The 17,677-nt window shown below is 43.6% G+C and carries 19 protein-coding genes; 7 read left to right on the top strand and 12 right to left on the bottom strand.

The window, feature by feature from the left end:
• Window positions 1–7 precede the first annotated feature (7 nt).
• Together MHN32_RS11580 and MHN32_RS11575 are read right to left on the bottom strand one after the other, a co-directional pair.
• Window positions 8–1,552, bottom strand: coding sequence for a basic secretory protein-like protein (locus MHN32_RS11580; RefSeq protein WP_239421768.1), 1,545 nt, complete (start codon window positions 1,550–1,552; stop codon window positions 8–10).
• Window positions 1,553–1,801: 249 nt separating this feature from the next.
• Window positions 1,802–2,809: an alpha/beta hydrolase gene (locus MHN32_RS11575; RefSeq protein WP_239421767.1), complete on the bottom strand. Its 1,008-nt coding sequence runs from the start codon at window positions 2,807–2,809 to the stop codon at window positions 1,802–1,804.
• 212 nt (window positions 2,810–3,021) lie between these two features.
• Here MHN32_RS11575 and MHN32_RS11570 point away from each other — a divergent pair, with 212 nt between their 5' ends.
• Window positions 3,022–3,204, top strand: a complete 183-nt coding sequence (locus tag MHN32_RS11570) for a ribosome alternative rescue factor ArfA (RefSeq protein WP_010606219.1) — start codon at window positions 3,022–3,024, stop codon at window positions 3,202–3,204.
• 3 nt (window positions 3,205–3,207) lie between these two features.
• Here MHN32_RS11570 and MHN32_RS11565 read toward each other — a convergent pair whose 3' ends face one another.
• Window positions 3,208–4,689 (bottom strand): diguanylate cyclase, encoded by a 1,482-nt coding sequence (locus MHN32_RS11565; RefSeq protein WP_239421766.1) that lies wholly within the window; start codon window positions 4,687–4,689, stop codon window positions 3,208–3,210.
• A 180-nt stretch (window positions 4,690–4,869) separates the two neighbouring features.
• Window positions 4,870–5,277, bottom strand: coding sequence for an MAPEG family protein (locus MHN32_RS11560; protein ID WP_010606221.1), 408 nt, complete (start codon window positions 5,275–5,277; stop codon window positions 4,870–4,872).
• Window positions 5,278–5,371: 94 nt separating this feature from the next.
• Between MHN32_RS11560 and MHN32_RS11555 the strand changes: the two genes are divergently transcribed.
• Window positions 5,372–6,328: a helix-turn-helix domain-containing protein gene (locus MHN32_RS11555; RefSeq protein ID WP_010606222.1), complete on the top strand. Its 957-nt coding sequence runs from the start codon at window positions 5,372–5,374 to the stop codon at window positions 6,326–6,328.
• Between the two features lie 128 nt (window positions 6,329–6,456).
• On the opposite strand, the gene MHN32_RS11550 is transcribed toward MHN32_RS11555, so the two are convergent.
• The 4 genes from MHN32_RS11550 to MHN32_RS11535 form a co-directional block, all read right to left on the bottom strand.
• On the bottom strand, window positions 6,457–6,744 hold the full coding sequence (locus MHN32_RS11550) for a hypothetical protein (RefSeq protein WP_010606223.1): 288 nt from the start codon (window positions 6,742–6,744) through the stop codon (window positions 6,457–6,459).
• 310 nt (window positions 6,745–7,054) lie between these two features.
• Window positions 7,055–7,609 carry a hypothetical protein gene (locus tag MHN32_RS11545; RefSeq protein WP_239421765.1) on the bottom strand — a complete coding sequence of 185 codons (555 nt, stop codon included), beginning with the start codon at window positions 7,607–7,609 and terminating at the stop codon, window positions 7,055–7,057.
• A 117-nt stretch (window positions 7,610–7,726) separates the two neighbouring features.
• Window positions 7,727–8,461, bottom strand: coding sequence for a YafY family protein (locus tag MHN32_RS11540; RefSeq protein WP_010606229.1), 735 nt, complete (start codon window positions 8,459–8,461; stop codon window positions 7,727–7,729).
• 32 nt (window positions 8,462–8,493) lie between these two features.
• Complete coding sequence (locus MHN32_RS11535) at window positions 8,494–8,811, bottom strand: hypothetical protein (protein WP_010606230.1); 318 nt, start codon at window positions 8,809–8,811, stop codon at window positions 8,494–8,496.
• Between the two features lie 155 nt (window positions 8,812–8,966).
• Here MHN32_RS11535 and MHN32_RS11530 point away from each other — a divergent pair, with 155 nt between their 5' ends.
• Both MHN32_RS11530 and MHN32_RS11525 read left to right on the top strand, forming a co-directional pair.
• A complete protein-coding gene (locus MHN32_RS11530; protein ID WP_239421764.1) occupies window positions 8,967–9,977 on the top strand; it encodes a hypothetical protein in 1,011 nt (336 codons plus the stop codon).
• Window positions 9,978–10,109: 132 nt separating this feature from the next.
• Window positions 10,110–10,496, top strand: a complete 387-nt coding sequence (locus MHN32_RS11525; protein WP_010606232.1) for an MmcQ/YjbR family DNA-binding protein — start codon at window positions 10,110–10,112, stop codon at window positions 10,494–10,496.
• On the opposite strand, the gene MHN32_RS11520 is transcribed toward MHN32_RS11525, so the two are convergent.
• Entirely contained in the window at window positions 10,474–11,355 is an 882-nt protein-coding gene (locus MHN32_RS11520; RefSeq protein WP_239421763.1) for a LysR family transcriptional regulator, read from the bottom strand. The two genes, MHN32_RS11525 and MHN32_RS11520, sit on opposite strands and share 23 nt — an antisense overlap.
• Window positions 11,356–11,588: 233 nt before the next feature.
• Between MHN32_RS11520 and MHN32_RS11515 the strand changes: the two genes are divergently transcribed.
• Window positions 11,589–11,972, top strand: coding sequence for a rhodanese-like domain-containing protein (locus tag MHN32_RS11515; RefSeq protein ID WP_010606234.1), 384 nt, complete (start codon window positions 11,589–11,591; stop codon window positions 11,970–11,972).
• A gap of 104 nt (window positions 11,973–12,076) precedes the next feature.
• Complete coding sequence (locus MHN32_RS11510) at window positions 12,077–13,522, top strand: serine hydrolase domain-containing protein (protein WP_239421761.1); 1,446 nt, start codon at window positions 12,077–12,079, stop codon at window positions 13,520–13,522.
• A gap of 174 nt (window positions 13,523–13,696) precedes the next feature.
• Here the strand turns inward: MHN32_RS11510 and MHN32_RS11505 are convergent, their stop codons facing one another.
• A complete protein-coding gene (locus MHN32_RS11505; RefSeq protein ID WP_206473274.1) occupies window positions 13,697–14,293 on the bottom strand; it encodes an ACP phosphodiesterase in 597 nt (198 codons plus the stop codon).
• A gap of 154 nt (window positions 14,294–14,447) precedes the next feature.
• On the opposite strand from MHN32_RS11505, the gene MHN32_RS11500 reads away from it, so the two are divergent.
• Window positions 14,448–15,029: a VTT domain-containing protein gene (locus tag MHN32_RS11500; protein WP_102057285.1), complete on the top strand. Its 582-nt coding sequence runs from the start codon at window positions 14,448–14,450 to the stop codon at window positions 15,027–15,029.
• Between the two features lie 6 nt (window positions 15,030–15,035).
• Here the strand turns inward: MHN32_RS11500 and MHN32_RS11495 are convergent, their stop codons facing one another.
• Both MHN32_RS11495 and MHN32_RS11490 read right to left on the bottom strand, forming a co-directional pair.
• Complete coding sequence (locus MHN32_RS11495; RefSeq protein ID WP_239421758.1) at window positions 15,036–16,094, bottom strand: hypothetical protein; 1,059 nt, start codon at window positions 16,092–16,094, stop codon at window positions 15,036–15,038.
• Between the two features lie 64 nt (window positions 16,095–16,158).
• On the bottom strand, window positions 16,159–17,643 hold the full coding sequence (locus MHN32_RS11490; RefSeq protein ID WP_239421756.1) for a sulfotransferase: 1,485 nt from the start codon (window positions 17,641–17,643) through the stop codon (window positions 16,159–16,161).
• Between the last annotated feature and the right edge of the window lie 34 nt (window positions 17,644–17,677).

Below are 17,677 nucleotides of genomic sequence, written 5' to 3'. Positions count from 1 at the left end.
TTAAAAATTAATACTCCAGCTGTCCACCATTTTGGATAAAGGCGACATATTCGTTCCAAACATCTTCAACACTTCGGCCCAAGATGTGTTGAAATGCAGCATCAAATGACCAGGTATAATTGCCCATATCTTTCGCCGCTTTATTAAACTTGTAGATAAACTCTGAGTCGTGCTGTTGTTTGACGTAATGTAAGAAAAACCCAGTTGTGGTGTAGCCACTAAGCCAGCGTTTAGCGTTGATGATATCTGGTGAGCGTGACTTATGAAAACCAGCACCGATCCGCACGGCATCAGCTAGACCTTCGGTGTATGCCCAGTTTGCCTTGCCATCACCATAGCTGTCATGAGTCAGCGGCGAGTTATTGTAACCATGGGTGACTTCGTGGAATAAAATGCCGTCGATTTCATCACGGATCACGGCATCGTTGTTATTATTATCGCGATAAATACGCTCTAAGTGCGCAGTGCTAACGACGATAGTCATCTCACCCGAACCGTCTTGTCCCATCTTATAGGCAACGAAATCCTTACCCCAATGATCTTTGGCTCTCAACTCAAACTGCAATTTTCTAAAACGCTGGGATTCACTGGCGTCGCGGTATAGCACTTTTGCTACATCTACACAGCGTTCGGCCATGTGTGCAGTTGGGTTTGGTATGATCCGTTTAAATAATTCCGAGCCTTGTGTTTCAGGATTTACATCAACAAAGTTTACTTCCGGACGTTGCCACGTGTCGTTTGGTGGTGTGCTATCGCTACTGACGGCTAATTCATAATTGGCGCTTTGGAAACCGTATACAGAAACATAAACCGGCGCATTTGAGCTTATATCGCAGCGCTCGTTGGAGCTGGCATCATTGATACTTTGGCAGTCATAACTTGCGGTGGTCGGTTGGCTATTTGCTTTTAGGTATAGATCCGCATCACCGCTGCCAGTCAAGGTTGCTGTGATAGGAGCTGAGCTTGTAAATGGCCCAAAATGCGCCCATTGGCCAGGGGTAACGCTACCACTTCGGTTAAATGGCAAGGTTGTACCACCGTTTGCCGGAGCACCGATAAATTCGATTTCTGCAAGCTGTAATAAATTGGCACCTTGCGTTGCGGTGACATTTAAGCGCACAAAGCGGTACGCTTGATTGATACTGACATTAAACTGCTTAGTTTGATGTCTCGAAGCAAAACTTTGATTGTTTTGCGAATCTATAGTGAACCACACTTGACCGTCTTGAGAGCCTTGAAGCGTCCAATTTTTGGGATCTCTTTGTGGCGCATCGTTCGCGGAAGTGAGGGTGTAAGCTGTTAAATTCACCGCTTCGTTAAACGCATAACTTATCCAACCGGAAGCTGAAAAAGTAAGCCACTTGCTGTAGTGGTTATTATCAAATGCGTTGACTTTGCCCTCATAGGGCTGGTTTTCTCCTGAAGCGCTGATAGCAGCGGCATTGGCAGTAGTCAGATCGCTGTTTGCGTGCGCCGAGCTTAAGCCCAGGCTCACTAAAGCGGCTGCTATAAAAGAACGTTGGAATCGCGTTTTAGCTATAATGATGTTCATGTTGACCTCTTTTGTATCGTTCCACTTTTTGTGGGTAGATATCTGTTGATGTTGTATCCATGGCTATTTTTATTTTGGTGCCCAAATAAGTTTGGAACGGTTTAATTGTTGTTGCTTTTATGTTCGTTTGTCAAATGGAAATTTACTTTAATTTAACGATAAGGGTGAAATTGTTGCTTCTCATTTAGGCTGAATCACGCTGCGAAGGCTAGCACTATCAGGCTTTACAGGGCGTGATGTTAGGGAATGTTATTTATTTTGAACTGTGTTTTGTTGGGGCGTGTTTGATTGATTTTTCGGGACTTTTTTATTTGTAGTCTCCTGGGCTGCATTTTGTTTGCGCTGTTTTTTTTTTAATCGCTTTCGCTCTGCTTTAGTTACGTGTTTTGCCACCCATTTGGCAATCTTTTGCATGAGCATTGGAGGGAAGTCATGACCCATCCCATTGACCAGTTTTAGTTTGGATTTGCGAATAGTAGCGGCGGTTTGCTGGCCTGCGGCCGCGGGGAAAATAGGGTCGTCTGTACCATGGATAACAAGTGTAGGCGTTTTTATCTTTGCCAGCGTGTGCTTGCGACATTGGCTTGCGACAATCGCTGCAAGCTGACGCTTAAATCCTTGCGGGTTATGCGCGCGTTCAATACTGTGTTTGGCTTGTTGATGTAGCGTCCCTTCGTCTTGAGGGTAAGCAGGACTGCCGATCAGCTGGTTGAGTTTTATATTGTATTGAATAGCAGATTGGTGGCAGTCTGACTTTGGCCGTGCTTTTGCTAGTTGCAGCATGACTTTTACATTTGCTGCGGTAAACTTGGGATACGCTGAGGTTGACATAATTGAGGTCAAACTTACCACTTTCTTTTTATGCTTAGCAGCAACGATTTGTGCAATCATCCCGCCCATAGAAGCACCAACAAGGTGGGCGCGTTTAATCTTAAGTCCTGCCATCAAAGCGACAACATCTTCGGCCATATCTTCTAGGGTATAGGGAACAGAAGCGCGAATGGGAAGTTTTTTGCTCAGCATGGTTTTTATCACACTCGGTGAACCTAAATGGTCCAAGTGGCTCGACAATCCCGTGTCGCGATTATCAAAACGGATCACCCGAAAACCTTTATTGACTAGCCCAAAGTACAATTCATCGGGCCAAATCGTCATTTGTGCCCCAAGACCCATTATCAAAATAATAACGGGGGCGTGAGGCACCCCCTCGTCCTGATAATGTATGCTGATCCCGGTTGCAATCTCGATATCGGTCATTGTCGCGAATGTTTAGCTTGACTTGAAAGGGCTGCATTTAAGTATAGAGCGTAGGTATGAACTTAACTTTAAAATAGCAGTCAAAAAAGACGAAAATTTATTGCTAAAAGCCATTGCGCTTTAAAACATTTAGGTTAATATTCGCGCTTGTTGATGGTCTGAAATTATGCATCAACACTATCAATTTATATGATTCTTATTTGGAGTAAGTCATGACTAAAAAAAGCAAACTTCAGCATGCTCATCAGCGTGGTGAAATTAAAGACAACGCATTAAAAGCGTTGGTAACCAGCCCGTTGTTTAAGGCGAAAGTTGAAAAAAGTAAAAAAGGCAAAGGTAGTTATCAACGGAGCGTAAAGCACAAAGGCCAAGAGCCTTACCTTAAGGCAGCCTAAGCTTTAAGATAAGGTTTTTTGCTGATACATTTGCTTGTCAGCTTGTGCGATTAAGTCGCTGATATCTGTTATCGGGTGTTGGGAAAATGCTCGCCCGACACTACCTTGAATTGCTACCTCTTGTTTTCCATGACTAAATTGCAAGGTATTGAGCTGTTGTTGCAGCTGTTGTGCTTTTTCTTCTGCAGACTGTGTGTCGTCAAATAAGCACAGGGCTGCAAACTCATCGCCACCTAGGCGTCCTACAATATCTTGTTTTCTGATACTTGATGACAAAAACGTCGCAACATGGGCAAGCGCCTTATCTCCAGCATCGTGACCAAATTGGTCATTAATCAACTTAAACTTATCTAAGTCAATGTAAAATAATGCCAAAACACCACCACGTTTATTAAATTGCTCGACTAGCACGTTGGCTTGTTTGTACCAGCCTCGACGGTTAAAAATGGCGCACAATTGATCATAATTTGCTTCATTTTCAGCTTGTTGCTTTTGCTGTCTGAGTCGTCCAATGCGTTTAGATACCGCAACGGCAAGCAGTAAAGACTCAATGGCAAACGCAAAAATAAGTGCATACCGCTGCATAAATGGGCTATATCCCACTAACAGCACGCGAAATACCATACCGACTAATACTAGGCTCAGTGCCGCAAAAACCAAACTTGCTTCGCCAATTTTACGCTTGGTTTGAAGAGCAGATAGCACAAAGATAGTGGCGACAATAACGAGGGTGATATAGGCCATAATTTGGCTTAATAAGTAGGACACTTGTGCTTGTTGAGTGGGAATTTTAAGTATGCTCAGGAGCATCACGATACCCGCGGCACTTTTAAGTAACAACACGAGTTTTGGCCACTGTTTGTCAACAAGTAGGATACTCAACATAAACCAGGTTGCCGAAACCACAGTGAGACCAATACTAAGTAAATATGCGTGTTTGAGTAATGGCTTGTACTGAGATGAAACAAAAAGATTTAATTGCCCTTCTTGGAATAATACAAATCCACAAAGGCAGAAGATATAAGCGCCGTAAAGCCTAAATATAGGATCATTGAGGCGACTACCCATGATCAATACATAGCAAATCAAGGTAAAACAAAGGCCATAAAATGCGCCCATGACTAGGCTGCTTTTTTGACTTTCCCAAATAAATTTCCCTATGCTCATCAGCCTAAATCTTGGCGTATGAATTTGCATAGAATCCAAGCTTAAGGTTGCTGTGTAGTTACCTTTTGGAATGATAAATGCGGGCTGTGAGAACTTAGCGGGCAAAGGGGCGTTGACTCGCCACTGATAGTGATTAAGGCCAACATCTACAAATGAAAAAACGCTGTCTTCATGTAAATTGCAGGCTATCGAGACGGTATTGTTGCCGCGTTCAATTTTGCTATAAGACGTGGTATTGATAGCAAGCGAAATTGAGTTGCCGTGAGCAGTCGTGAGCGAGCAATTGTCATCAAGCGCAAAAATTGAGGGGCTAAACAAAAATACGGCGCCGTAAATAACAGTGAGTAGGAGCGTAAGCTTCCCACTAAAGTTGCTGTGTATTTTGACGCCATTCAACCTAGACTGCAGCACAACCAAAACCTAAGGTTATTATTGTGGTTAATGTAACAAACTTGTACGTAACTTAGCCAGTGTAAAATCCCTTTAACCAGTGACTTTTTACATTCTATCGAACAAGAAGCTAAACCAGGCAAAAAACAAGCAAAAGCTACTTAATCCAAATGCTAGGGTTCGTAACCGTAAATTGCTGCCTAGCACGTGCTCGTAGCTGTGCCAATATCTTGCTGCGACAAACACGGTGCTAAGCACAAACCAAAATTGTCCCGTCATTTGCTCAATATGCAAAAGTATCAGTAATGCGATAAATAACACCGGCTGTTGAAACTGGCTGTCATAGCTATTACCTAATAATCTTATGCGCTCGGGGAAGGCGTGTTTTTCAACATAGCGAATATCTTGAAGTGCAATATCACCATTTTTGACTGCGCGAATTCTACTCGTTGCGGTTAAAAGAAATAATAGCAGCGTTAGGCTAAGCAAAAATAAAACCGGAATATGGATCCACATAGTAAAGCTCCTGAATTTGAAAGAGGTTTTACTTTAACTAGATTGATTGCTAACTTATCGTGTCAATAATGACTAATTTTGGTTTGATATTGCCATGAAGGTGATTTTGCTTTGTCCTGAACATGTGTTTGCGAGCGCATTAACTGGCGTGATTGATATATTGAACGTGGCAAACAAAGTCGCTGGTAAGGCGGTGTTTTGCTGGCAGACGGTTGCGCTTTCAGGGCAAAAGTCGGTGATGAGTAGTCAAGGCTTAGAATTTGTTTGTCATGCTGAATTTAGCGCATTGGCTGATGCTGATGTCGTTATCTGGCTCGGCAGTCACTTTTCATCAGAGCCTTTGTTGTGGCAACAATGCCAACAAGTCAAAGCACAATTAAACAAGCATGGTATTGAATTTCATCCCGCGACTTATCAACTTGCCGGATGTTGCGGTACCGCATTTTTAGCCACAGCAGGATTGTTGGATAAAAAACAATTTACGTGTAGCTGGTGGCTTACGCCTTTTTTTACACGATATTATCCCGTTTTAAAGCCCAACAGCCAAAAGGTAACAGAGCAAAGCGGTATGGTGTATACCGCGGGCGCAGCTCATAGTTACTTGCACTTGATGCTGCGGTTTATTACCGACGTGCTGGGTTCAGAAGTGGCAAAAACAATCGCCGCGTGGCTGGCGATACCAAACGAGCAAGCGAGTCAAAATGAGTTTGTGCAGCTCAGTGGCTTTTTACAACATAGAGATGCGCAATTGCTTAAGGCACAGTATCATATCAGTGATAATCTCGATGTTTCGCATAGCTTACAGAGCCTTGCGAAACATGCTTGTATGTCAGAGCGTACGTTAATTCGACGCTTTAAACAGCACACGAGTATGACGCCTTTTGAGTACGTGCGACTTGCGCGACTCGTTCGCACCAAACAGCTATTGCATAGCACTAATATGAGTGTGGAGCAGATAGCCAATCAGGTTGGCTACCAAGACAGTCAGGCTTTAGCTAAGCAATACAAAAAGCACTATAACCAATCGCTTAATCGAGTGAGAGGGTCGTAATAGTGGGTGTTAACCTTTCTCTTTGTGCAATAAATAACATCGGTTGTTATCGCTATTGTTAACTGCAAAACATGACTACTACAGGAAACCAAACTACGGAAATACTAACTTGGACATGTATTGTATGTTTACTTGTAAAGTTTCTCTGTTGCTTCTTTAAGTCCTGAATGGGGTAAAAATTGATCTGTGATTGTTAGAATCGAGTGCAGATTATTTTTTAATTTATCAAGCTCTATGTTACCTGGCTGAATAGCCGTTTGTAATAAATGAATGGCCATGTCAGCTAATAGAATACGCTGTTTTTCTAGCCATTCCTCATCGCCTTTGGTAGCGGGATTGCCAAGGTAGCTACTTTCTACCAAACTATGCAAATCCCAGCTAGTTTTGATTAACTTATTCCTTTCAATATCATTCACTGCCGACCTTCCGAAATATAGATATAATGACTCCCACACCGTGCTAGCCTTCTCTTTTTCGTGGGTTCGCTTTATATAAAGCAGAGCCATAATTAATTTGTTAAATAACTAAACAGCTGAGGCTAGCATGAACAAACATAACATACTTTATATGTGAACTAATACGCATAAAGCATTTAATGAAGTAGCCATATTTTGCTCAAAGTCGCCTGTCAGTCAAAGTCCATATCAATTTGTCTAAATGGTAAGGCAAGTGATGAGCAAATACAGTTGGAGGAATATTTTCCTCCATTCAATCAGTTCAACTTGCTTAGTTTGACGCGAGGCAACGGGCACTTGGGGTTTCACCGGGTTCGATGATATTAATATTGACCTCTTTTAAGTCACCAATTATGGGTTTTAAAGCTTTATCAAAGCGATTTGCTGCGGCTTCGATTTTTTCGGCATAGTCGTCAATGGCATCAAAATTAGCTGCGTGACTTTCAATTACTGCCTCAATTTGCTTGGCCTTTTCTTCTTGTTTTGCCAGTAGCGCTTTATTGATCACAAGTCGATCGTCGTCTTCTTGTATCGCCTCTTTACTAATGGCTTCCATTTCTTTGCTGAGCAGTGCGAGCTTGTCTTCAATATCTTTCATTGGTAACTCAGAAGCTGAGATATCAAGCTCTGCCGCTTTGAGTGCTTTGTATGCGGCCACCTGTTCGGCGTCCATGGTGTGTTTGATTATTGGGTTACAGTCTTGGTAAGCGATAAGCCGGTAGCTGCCTTGTGTTTGCGGCTCGGTTGTATTTGCATTGGAGTAGCCAACGCAGGCACTCAAAGCCAGTGTTACCGAAATTATGAGTATTGATTTTGTGGTTTTCATAAGCACCTCGAAGGAGTAAGTCTGATTTACAAAATTAGTCGCGGTGCAGTCTGAAAAGGTTGATTTTAGGTGCGCAAGTATTAGTAACAAAATATGAATCGGGCAGTGAGCTTAGAATTAGTTGCTACTTTTATCAGGCGCTTGGCATTGGTGCTGTGCAATTTCTTCGGCGTATTTGGCTTTAACTAATTCAACATAATGATTGAGGTTTTTATCAGGATTTACGGTAAAGGTCAGCTTACTTTTATGTATCGCGGTGATACGGTCCAAGCGAAATTCACGGTAATCACTGCGGAGCTGACAAAATGCGACCAGCGTCCACTTTCCACCCCAATAAACCAATCCGAGAGGCTCGATAATACGCTGGGTTTGTTGCTTTGCAACGTCTTGATATTCAAGTTGTACACACTGCTTAGCCGCAATGGCGAGCCTGAGTGTAGCGCTAAAGGATTGTTGTTGTGGTCCGTGTTTAAAACTCGAAACCAAATAAGGGGAGTGGTCATGCTGTTGTTTGAGGTGAGCGGGTAGTACGGCCTCGATTTTGGCAATGGCCGCTTTTGCATGCGCGCTTAGTTCGGGATCCGTCCATGCTCCAACCATTTTACTACCAAGTAACAATGCGGTGAGTTCATCATAGCTAAACATCATCGGGGGCAGTGGGTAGTCACCAATGATATAGCCGACACCTGCTTCCCCCTCAATTGGCACGCCAGAACTTTGTAAGTCCTGAATATCGCGATAAATCGTACGCTCAGATACCGTAAAGTGATCGGCCAATGACTTAGCGGTAACCGCTAATCGTCGACCCTTGAGCAGATCCACTAACTGAAAGAGACGTTCTGATTTATGCACGAGTTTTCCTTGTTATTCAAATCTCAGATTAATTAACCGCTACATGGCGTTTGAGAGAGCACATTACTGTGACTAATGGTGACACTCTCGCTGTCTATGTATTGCGTTAATCTTTGGCATACTTCGGTTGTTGGGAATTGTGCCGAAACCGCTTTAGCATGCTCCATCGATTGCCAATAAATAATATCTAAATACTCGTCAGTCTGACTGTCTTTAGTCAACGAACGATATAGTAACCCAGGTTGCTGTTCAACCCACTCGGTAAAAGCTGGGTTTACACCCATAATGTCACTCTCTGTAGCACCAAGAGCCAATTTAAATTTTACAATCTCTACGACATTTTGTTGCATGGTCTTTCTCCTTTTTGAGTTCAAAAAGAGTAAACCACGATGTTGTGTCAGGGAGTGTCAGTAGTGTTTAAATATACAGTGCATTTTATATCTAGATCTGTATTAGGATTTAGGGTACTGCAATTGGCAGGATTAAACGTGTAAAGGATAAGGAAATGAAATTAAGTACAAGCATATTTGCAACCAGTTTGGTTGCATCCGCTATCTGCGCTTCCCATGTTTTTGCAAAGGATACAAATGACAGCGATGTCAAAAGGTTGCATGTCTTGGCAAAGCAAGTCGCATCACAAAGCGTCAGTGGGTCGTATACTTTTGCTATCAACTGTCATACTAACCCCAGCTTACTGAAACGTGCCGTTGAGCAAGTAAGTTGGCCTGTCGATGAAATTACCTTTGCTATTCAAGGACAATGTCAGGGCCCAATTAAGATCACGAGATCTGGTATCACCATTACTGGGTCTGATAATACCCAAGATGTTATCACTGCGGCGCTAAGCGGCGTACAGCCGACCATATTAGTGGAGTCTGGCTCGGCTAAGCTCAATAACTTAGGGCTTGTCAGCACCGCTCAGCAAAGTAGCGTAACGGTAACGGCGCAGGGAATGGCAAGATTGGATAATGTCGTGACTCAAGTGCAAGGTACTGAGCCTGAATACCACTATATCGTGACAGATAATAGTAATCTTTACTTAAGTAACCTAAACCAAGCTAAAGTGAAAATAGCAGGGGGCGCTTTTGCTGAATTTGTAGCCGGCAATCAGGCAATGACAGCATATGTGTTTGATACCGCCAATGCTAGAAGTACCCAAGGGAACCAGTTCGACGCAGTACAAGTTGCTGGAAATGGCTACTTTTTAGCAGATGGGCAGTCGCATATAAATCTATTGATGATCTGGAGTAAAGGCGCCGCCGAAATCGACCAGCAAAGTAGTGTTGGCGAACTGATGATGGGCGGCCAAACTTTGTTTGCTGCTTATAGAAACTCGACCTTGTCAGGGCCTTACAGCTTCTTTGGGAACGTGGTTTTTGAGTTGGAGCATTCCTCTGCGACAAATTGGGTAACGCAAGAAAGGCCGCACTCGCTGTTTTCTGGTAATAATGCCGTCGTGAATGGCGAACTATTTCCAAGTTGGAGTTGGCAAGGACAGGCACCACAACCTGAGTAACCTGAGCTTCAAAACAATGAGTTAGCGTATTTCTTATTCAAACCTCAGGTTGAGTAATTTATGCTACTACGCCGCTTGGTATTATGCTTTACTACTAAGCGGCAACGATTAATCTAAAGGTAGAAGAATAAGATGGATCATCAACAAGTACATGACTACTTGCTTGCAAAACCCTATACCAGCGTAAGTCAACCTTTTGGTGAAGGCGTTGATGTATATAAAGTGAAAGACAAAATGTTCGCGACGTTGGCGCTTGGTAAAATGGGCAAAGAAGATGACGAGCATCCCCATTGGCGCGTAAATCTCAAATGCGATCCTGATGAAGCGCAAGCGCTGCGAGACATTTTTAGTGCGGTGTTACCGGGTTACCACATGAATAAAAAGCTGTGGAACACGGTGGTGCTCGATGGCTCCATTCCTACAGGAGAACTTGAGCGGATGATGGATAACTCATTTCGCCTTGTAGTCGAAAAAATGCCGAAAAAGCAGCAGGGGATTATCCTTGCGCAGCATCAATAGATGCACAAACCACTTGGTACACGGCGTTCACTTTAGGCTCTGTGAGCGCTTGATTTGCCACAACAAAATGTACTGGGAGCGAAAAGTCTAGCAAACTAGACAAGGCAACTTCTGCTTCTTGATCTGCAATGGCGTTGGCTTCAATAAAGCTCACGCCGAGTCCTGCCTTAACTAAAGCCAAGCGGGAGCGCTCATCCGCAGCATTAATATTTACCGCGTTTACTTCGCTTAGCTGTTGATCAAGTTGCTTATCAAAAGGGCAGCCTTTTCCCATACGTATCCACGTCATCTGTGCCAATTCGGCTTTATGTGATGGCGTAGGCCAAGATGCAGGATAAGCGGTGGTAACTGCAACTTCTGTGAGCGGTACCGCGCTAAAATGTGCAGGTACTTCGCCATAAATAACCCCACCATCAAGTAGCCCATCACTGAGTTTGTCGACGATGACACCACTTGAGAGTAATTCCAGCGAAAAAGAAAGACTTGGAAAGTGCTGGTTGAGGGTTTTTATTAGTGTGCCAAGTTCGCTCGAGGTGCCAATAGGGTGGTTCAAGCCAAGTCTGAACTCGCCTGTGAGCAGTGTTTTGGCTTGCGCTGCGGTGTGCATTAAATCATTTGCACTTGCAAGCGTTAACTTAGCTTTGTCTAGCAAGATCTTACCTTGCTCTGTGAGCTGCATCCCTTTGCTAGAACGATGAAACAATACGGTATTGAGTTCCTCCTCAAGCGCTTTGATATGGGCGCTGATAGCAGGTGGTGTGGTGTACAGTCGTTTCGCTGCTGCCGTTAGATTTTGGGCCTCTGCAACCGCAACAAACGACCTTAAATGGTAAAACTCCATTGCACTAAACTCAATCACGTATTGAATACCACCAGTTTAAATGAGCTTGCTGCGATTGCCTATTCTGAAATGATGAACATCGCCTTCAAAAAATATGAATTCATTAACGCCTATCAAGTGCGTAACGTAGTTGACCTCGGGTGAGGTTAAAAAACAATGAGCTAGCTCATTCCTTATCCAAACCTCAGGTTAAATAATTATCCGCAGCTCAGATTATTTAGGACCCAGAGTATTTAAATAGGAGTTAAAAGATGAAAGTAGAAGTATCACAGTATTTTGCAATGAAGCTGGCTTGCGAAACGGATTGTGCTGATGTTTATCAGGCGATGTTAACGGGGCAGCAGGATTTTGTGCTATTTGATGTCAGGTCGAATGAAGCCTTTGCCAAAAGTCATGCTCAAGGCGCAGTTAATATGCCAAGCGCAGACATAAGCGAACTGACGATGGCTAAGTATGACAAGGTCACACCAATCGTGGTTTATTGTTGGGGTCCTGGGTGTAATGGCGCGACAAAGGCCGCGTATAAGCTTGCAAAAATGGGCTATCAAGTAAAAGAGATGATAGGTGGAATTCATTACTGGGAGGACTTCGAGCGTTACCCCGTTAATCGCCGAGTGTCTCAGGCTCAAAGTTGATGTAGGTGCATTTTTCTTCATCTCATGATTATACTGTTATTCATTCACGGCACATTTATCAATGTGTAAAGTGAGTGAATAACGATAATAACAAGGGAAATATCATGTCGAAACTATTGTACTGCGCCATATTTTGCTCGTCTTTGCTAAGTCAGACATCCTTCGCCACTGACTCAGCTCAACATCAAGTTCAACAAGTTGCACAAAATCTTTTACCTAGAGTTCAGTTAGAAGGCCAAAAATACCAACCTGTAGATTTGCAGACGCGTCTTCAAGAAACGCATTTGCCGGGCTTAAGCCTTGCCGTGATCAAAGATGGTAAAGTGGTGTGGGCTGAGGGTTTTGGCATTGCAGATAAAAAGCAAAATCGAAAAGTGACCACTGAAACGCTGTTTCAGGCAGGGTCAATAAGTAAGCCAGTTGCTGCGCTTGCGGTATTAAAGTTAGCGCAAGATGGTAAAGTCGATTTAGATGCTGACGTTAATCAATATCTCACCTCTTGGAAAGTACCAACGAACGAATTTACCAAAGCCAATCCTGTTACTTTGAGACAGTTAATGACTCACACCTCGGGGCTCACTCAACATGGTTTTCCGGGCTACGTGCGTGGTAGTAAAATTCCAACTGACGTTGAAGTCTTAATGGGTAAAGGCAATACCGACTTAGTGACGGTTGACACTTTGCCAGGTAAAGCTTGGCGCTATTCTGGCGGTGGTTACACGGTAATGGAATTGCTCGTGGCAGATGTGACAAAAATGCCATTTGAAGAGTATGTCCAGCAGGCAATTTTAACTCCGCTAGGGATGCACAATAGTACCTATGCGCAACCATTACCGAAAACGCTATGGTCAAAAGCCAGTGCTGCGTTTGACGATAAAGGCGAGCAAGTTGAAGGGGACTGGCATGTTTATCCAGAACAAGCCGCGGCTGGCCTTTGGACCACTCCGGTGGATCTCGCTAAATATATTATGGCCGTACAACAAGCGTATGCAGGCAATACCGTGGGGCCCATCACACCAGAGCTGGCGAAGCAAATGCTTGAAGTTCATCATGACGTATGGGGTTTGGGACCAGAGCTTGAACAGCGAGAGCAAGGGCTTGTTTTCACCCATGGTGGTAAAAATAAAGGCTTTAGCAATCGTTTTGAAGCATTTGTGGAAAAAGATGAGGGTATGGTGTTGATGTCCAATGGCGACTCAGCGAGTACCGTATTTGGTGAGCTTCGCATTGCCATCAGCGAACATTACGGCTGGAATTTTATACGCAGTAAAAAGATAACCGCGATTACATTACCTGAGGCACGCGCAAAGCAATTGGAAGGTCTGTATGCTTATGAGAAAGATCATCAGTTTAAAATGAAAATCACCCGAGAGGGGACGCGATTTAACGTCTTAGATATGGCTCGCGATAACCTGATGGCCTTTGTTGCCACAGAGGAAGACACCCTGATTGAGCTTGAAGGGGGCGCAGATGTCACCATTGAAACGAATGATAAAGGTGAGATCATCGCGGTGATTTGGCGTGGCCTATATCGTTTTGAGCGGATTTAATCGGAAGTTTCACTTCAACGAGTAGTCTGTCTCTGGTATTGGTATAAAATACATCTAGCGTTTATGTACCGTTTTGACTGGTTAGATAGCAGCCAAAGAACAGGTGTCCAGCGGGGGGGCAGCCCTTCCTGGCAACCTTGCAATCGAGTTGGTATTGAGTAACACGGCGACAGTTTACTCTATTTTCTGGTGCTCTATGGATTGCTGCCTTATGTGCTCAACCAACTGCGGAAAAAAGGTTTGAAATCCAGATTCAAGCTGGTGGTAGTGCTCTTTTATATCCACTTCAGTGCCTGAAAATTGGTTTTGAAAACGAATACGTTGGGCGATGTTATCGAGTGCATGACCCACACCAGCTACGGATTCATAGGTGGCAAACCAATCATTTTGTGTCATTGCGCTAACGACTCGTTGCATGTGCGCAGGCATGATGTGCAAGTTATCGTGCAGCAATGAAAAGCTCTGACGTTTAAAGTCATCAAGCGAGGTGCTGTGATATTGCTGCCAGTGCTTAATCAAAAAGTGGTCATATAACACATCCAGTGCAATGCCTGCAAAGCGACGACGCGCGGGCGAAAAAAGTTGTTTAGCAGATTTTGTTATCGTGTGGCTATCAGTAAATTTATCGACTTGCATATGTGTTTGTAGACCAAGTTGCACAGGTTTGGGCAGTACTTGTATATTCACGCCTTTTTGAAAGTCACCGAGCAAGTTGCCAAAGTGCGATGCGGCAGTTGGTTTGGCAAAGTACAAATGCGCCAAATAATTCACAGAAACATCCCCCAATAATTCACTCTAAAACAGAGTATCGCATTTGTCCGCACATACAAATACCAGCATATATGAATAACCATTTAATTCAGGAAGGAGAAACATAGCTTAGGCTATGCTTGTCTCCATTACTCAGAACATCAGGGGAAATGTGATGGCGCTAACGGCTGAATTGAAGCAAAAGACCAAGCGATTAGTAGAATCAAAAAATATGCTCAAAGGGATCACGGTTGCCTCTTTTTTAGAGTCAACCATCGTGCCTATTCCGCTTGAAGCTGTGATGGTGCCGCTAATGCAGGCGAGGCGAGAAAAACTGTGGCTAATTGCGCTAATGGCGACGGTTGGATGTGTGATTGGTGCCTTATTTGGTTATGCGTTGGGGTACTATTTATTTGATGCAGTGGGGGATTCCGCTATTGAGCTGCTGTCGAGCCAGTCTCAGTTTGAGCAAGTGAAAGCGCAGATGCAAAGTCAGGGATTTTGGTTTGTGTTGACCTTAGGTATTGCGCCAGTACCTTTTCAGATTGCCATGTTAGCAGCTGGCGCCACAAAGTTTTCACTATTACAATTTCTAATTGCAACCTGTATTGCCCGTTCACTACGTTATTTTGGCTTGGCGGCGGTCGTTTACTTTGCTGGTGATCAGGCTGAAAAGCTAATTAAACAACATAAAATAAAAGCCGTTATTCTCACAACGGCAATTGTGCTGCTCGCATGGTGGATAACTAGTCGCTAGTAGGGCCTAGTATTTTCTATACAAAAATTTTGATTCATTTTGTGAGCGTGCAAAAGCGAGTAAATCATCGCTCAGTGTTAGTGGCTCTGACACCAGCATTTGATACTGTTGATAAAAGTTATGAGGGGCTCCGGCGCGCTCAAATAATGCGAGGGCTGCTTTCCCTTGTCGAGCATACTCTCTGTAATCTTTGGACTTATTCAGCAGTTGAATATAAGCAAGGTAAAAAAGCTCAAACTCAGCATGTCTTGCAGAGCCTGTCTGCTTTAACATGAGATCAATGTTGTACAGCAGCTCACTTTGGTGCTGCATTGTCTCAATTAATTTATTTTGATCTTGGCGGATCATTGAGGCTACTACTCGTTCTTCAAAGTTATTCAGTTGCTCTGTCACTGTGTGATGAAGCTGTATAAATTGCTCCGCATGTATGGTACTTAATTGCTGCTGAAGGTTGCGCAAAAGCAAACTTTCCTGCTTACCTAGTTGTTCAATTTGAGATTCAGCCACCGTCAGTACAGTTTGGTAGATTGCATTGTGCTTTTTACCTTCAGGAATAGCTGCAATCTGCTTTCGAATCGCTTGAATATGAGCGTTGATCAGCGACAATTTTTGATTGACGTCGATTATGTTCCATTTACTAGGAGGTTGGTTAAAGAAGCTCGTGAGTGCAATTTCATGCCGGTTTGATGCAGAATGTAACTTTACCAATGTATCAATCAGCTCCGTCAGAGGATAGTCGGCAGATAAGGTGCGCAGCAATGTATCCGCTTGCACTGAATTGTTAAGTGCTTTTGATTGCGCGGCTTTTATCTGAGCCGTAACGATATCAGCGTTTTCATAAGCAATTTGTGCGTCTAGTAGTAAAGCTGAGGCATTTTGTGTTTCTTGATATAAGCTTTGCCATGTGGCGCTGTCGTATTCACTGAGTGTCTTGAGCGCCTGTGCTTGTGCTTCTATGTCTCTTTGCTGTTGAGCTTGTGTGAGTGCTCGCTCGGTTTTTGTTATTTCGACCGGTGTACAAGCCACAAGTGTTGCGAAACAGAGAGTAGGGAATAGTTGCTTCATATCGTTATTGTTTTATATTCCTTTTGCTTAACGTTAGCATCATCACTGCAATGGGGCAATATTCCTATATTGGGTATACATTTCGATATTTGCCTACACTTGCATTGTTCAATGGCTGTCTGATCTGCATTTTGCTGGCTGTCGCTGAGTAATAACCTTGCTTATAAAAGTGAAGTGCATTGTCTTGCCAATCCAACTCGAGAAATTGACAGACTTCCTTCATCACAGCCTGAGGCATTTCTACCAGCGATTCATAATTCACAAATTTAATTTGAGTCGGATGTTTTTGTGCGGCATCTTGCAAAAACGCATAAGTATTATCATACATAGCTTGAATATCTTGCATCCGGTATGAGTAGCCATGAAAGGGGCTATTCGTTTGATATAATTGACGGAAGTTTGCGATACAAGTATCTGTTCTGTCTCGTTTCATCACGACAAATTTCGCGCGTGGAAACGCCTTTGCAAGCAAATCGATAAAGAAAAAATGAAATGGTTGTTTGTCTACAAAACGTTGAGCACCAGCAACGGACTGCGCGGTGAAGAGACGGTATTGCCCAATGGCGTTAGCCTCTTTATAGGCGTGGCTGATATATTGAATATTACTGTCGTAGTCACGAGAAAACCTAAGTGCTTGGGGCAATACACTGATTTCTCCCAGCGGTTGTAGCGACAATTGCGCTAAGATCTGCTCCATTAAACTGGTGCCTGAGCGTGGTAGCCCAATGATAAATACAGGTGCAAGCGTTTGCTCTGGAGCAAAATCAATAGGCTTGTCTAGAAGTTTGCCAAGTGCTTGAAAATAGCCAGTCATTTGTTTAGGTGAATAGGAAACCTCGGTACTTATCGCTTGTTTACTGGCCACAAAGCTTTGCCATGCTTTGGGATAATTTTCCTGCTTTTCGTATTCGAGCGCCTGCGCATGGTAAAGCCGTTGTAATGCAAGAGGTGCAGTTTGCGCTGTTATTTCAGTTGCTAACTGAGCGATGCGAGCCGATGCTAATTCTACAGGCGTAAGCTCTGAGTAGGCTAATTGGCACTTTGCATTACTTGGGTTTGCTTGCACTAAAGAGGCAAGCAGCGTTCGCGCTTGTGCTAATTCACCAGACATCTTTAAATGCATTGCATAGTTGAGCGCGATTTCAGGACAGTGTGGTGAGCGTGTATAGGCATGGCTAAAATGCCAACCAGCGTCAGTATATTGATTTAATCTCAGTAATATATTTGCGAGGGTATCGTGCTCAGATCCCGACAACTGTGTGTTACCTAGCAAATGCAGAATATAGCGCTTTGCCACTAATGGTGCTTGGCTAAAAAGCGCAAGTTTGGCAGCGCTCAATGAGTAAAATGCGCAGGGAAATAAACTTAGGCACTTGTCGTAAATTTTTAGTGCTTTGCTGAGGTTACCGAGAGCGATATTCAATTCGGCCAATAAGGCGTACGCGTGGTGATCGTTGGCATTGGTATTAATGCGAGCGACTAATGCGTGATGCGCCGCTTGAAATTGATGCTGTTGAATATAGCTTTGGATCTGATTGTATGATGTCATCGCAACGTGAAGAGAGTGAAGGTAGCTTCACTCT

Origin of the sequence: Pseudoalteromonas sp. Of11M-6 (assembly GCF_022347905.1) — a bacterium.
Classification (GTDB): domain Bacteria; phylum Pseudomonadota; class Gammaproteobacteria; order Enterobacterales; family Alteromonadaceae; genus Pseudoalteromonas.
This window is presented reverse-complemented; position numbering and strand designations above follow the sequence as displayed.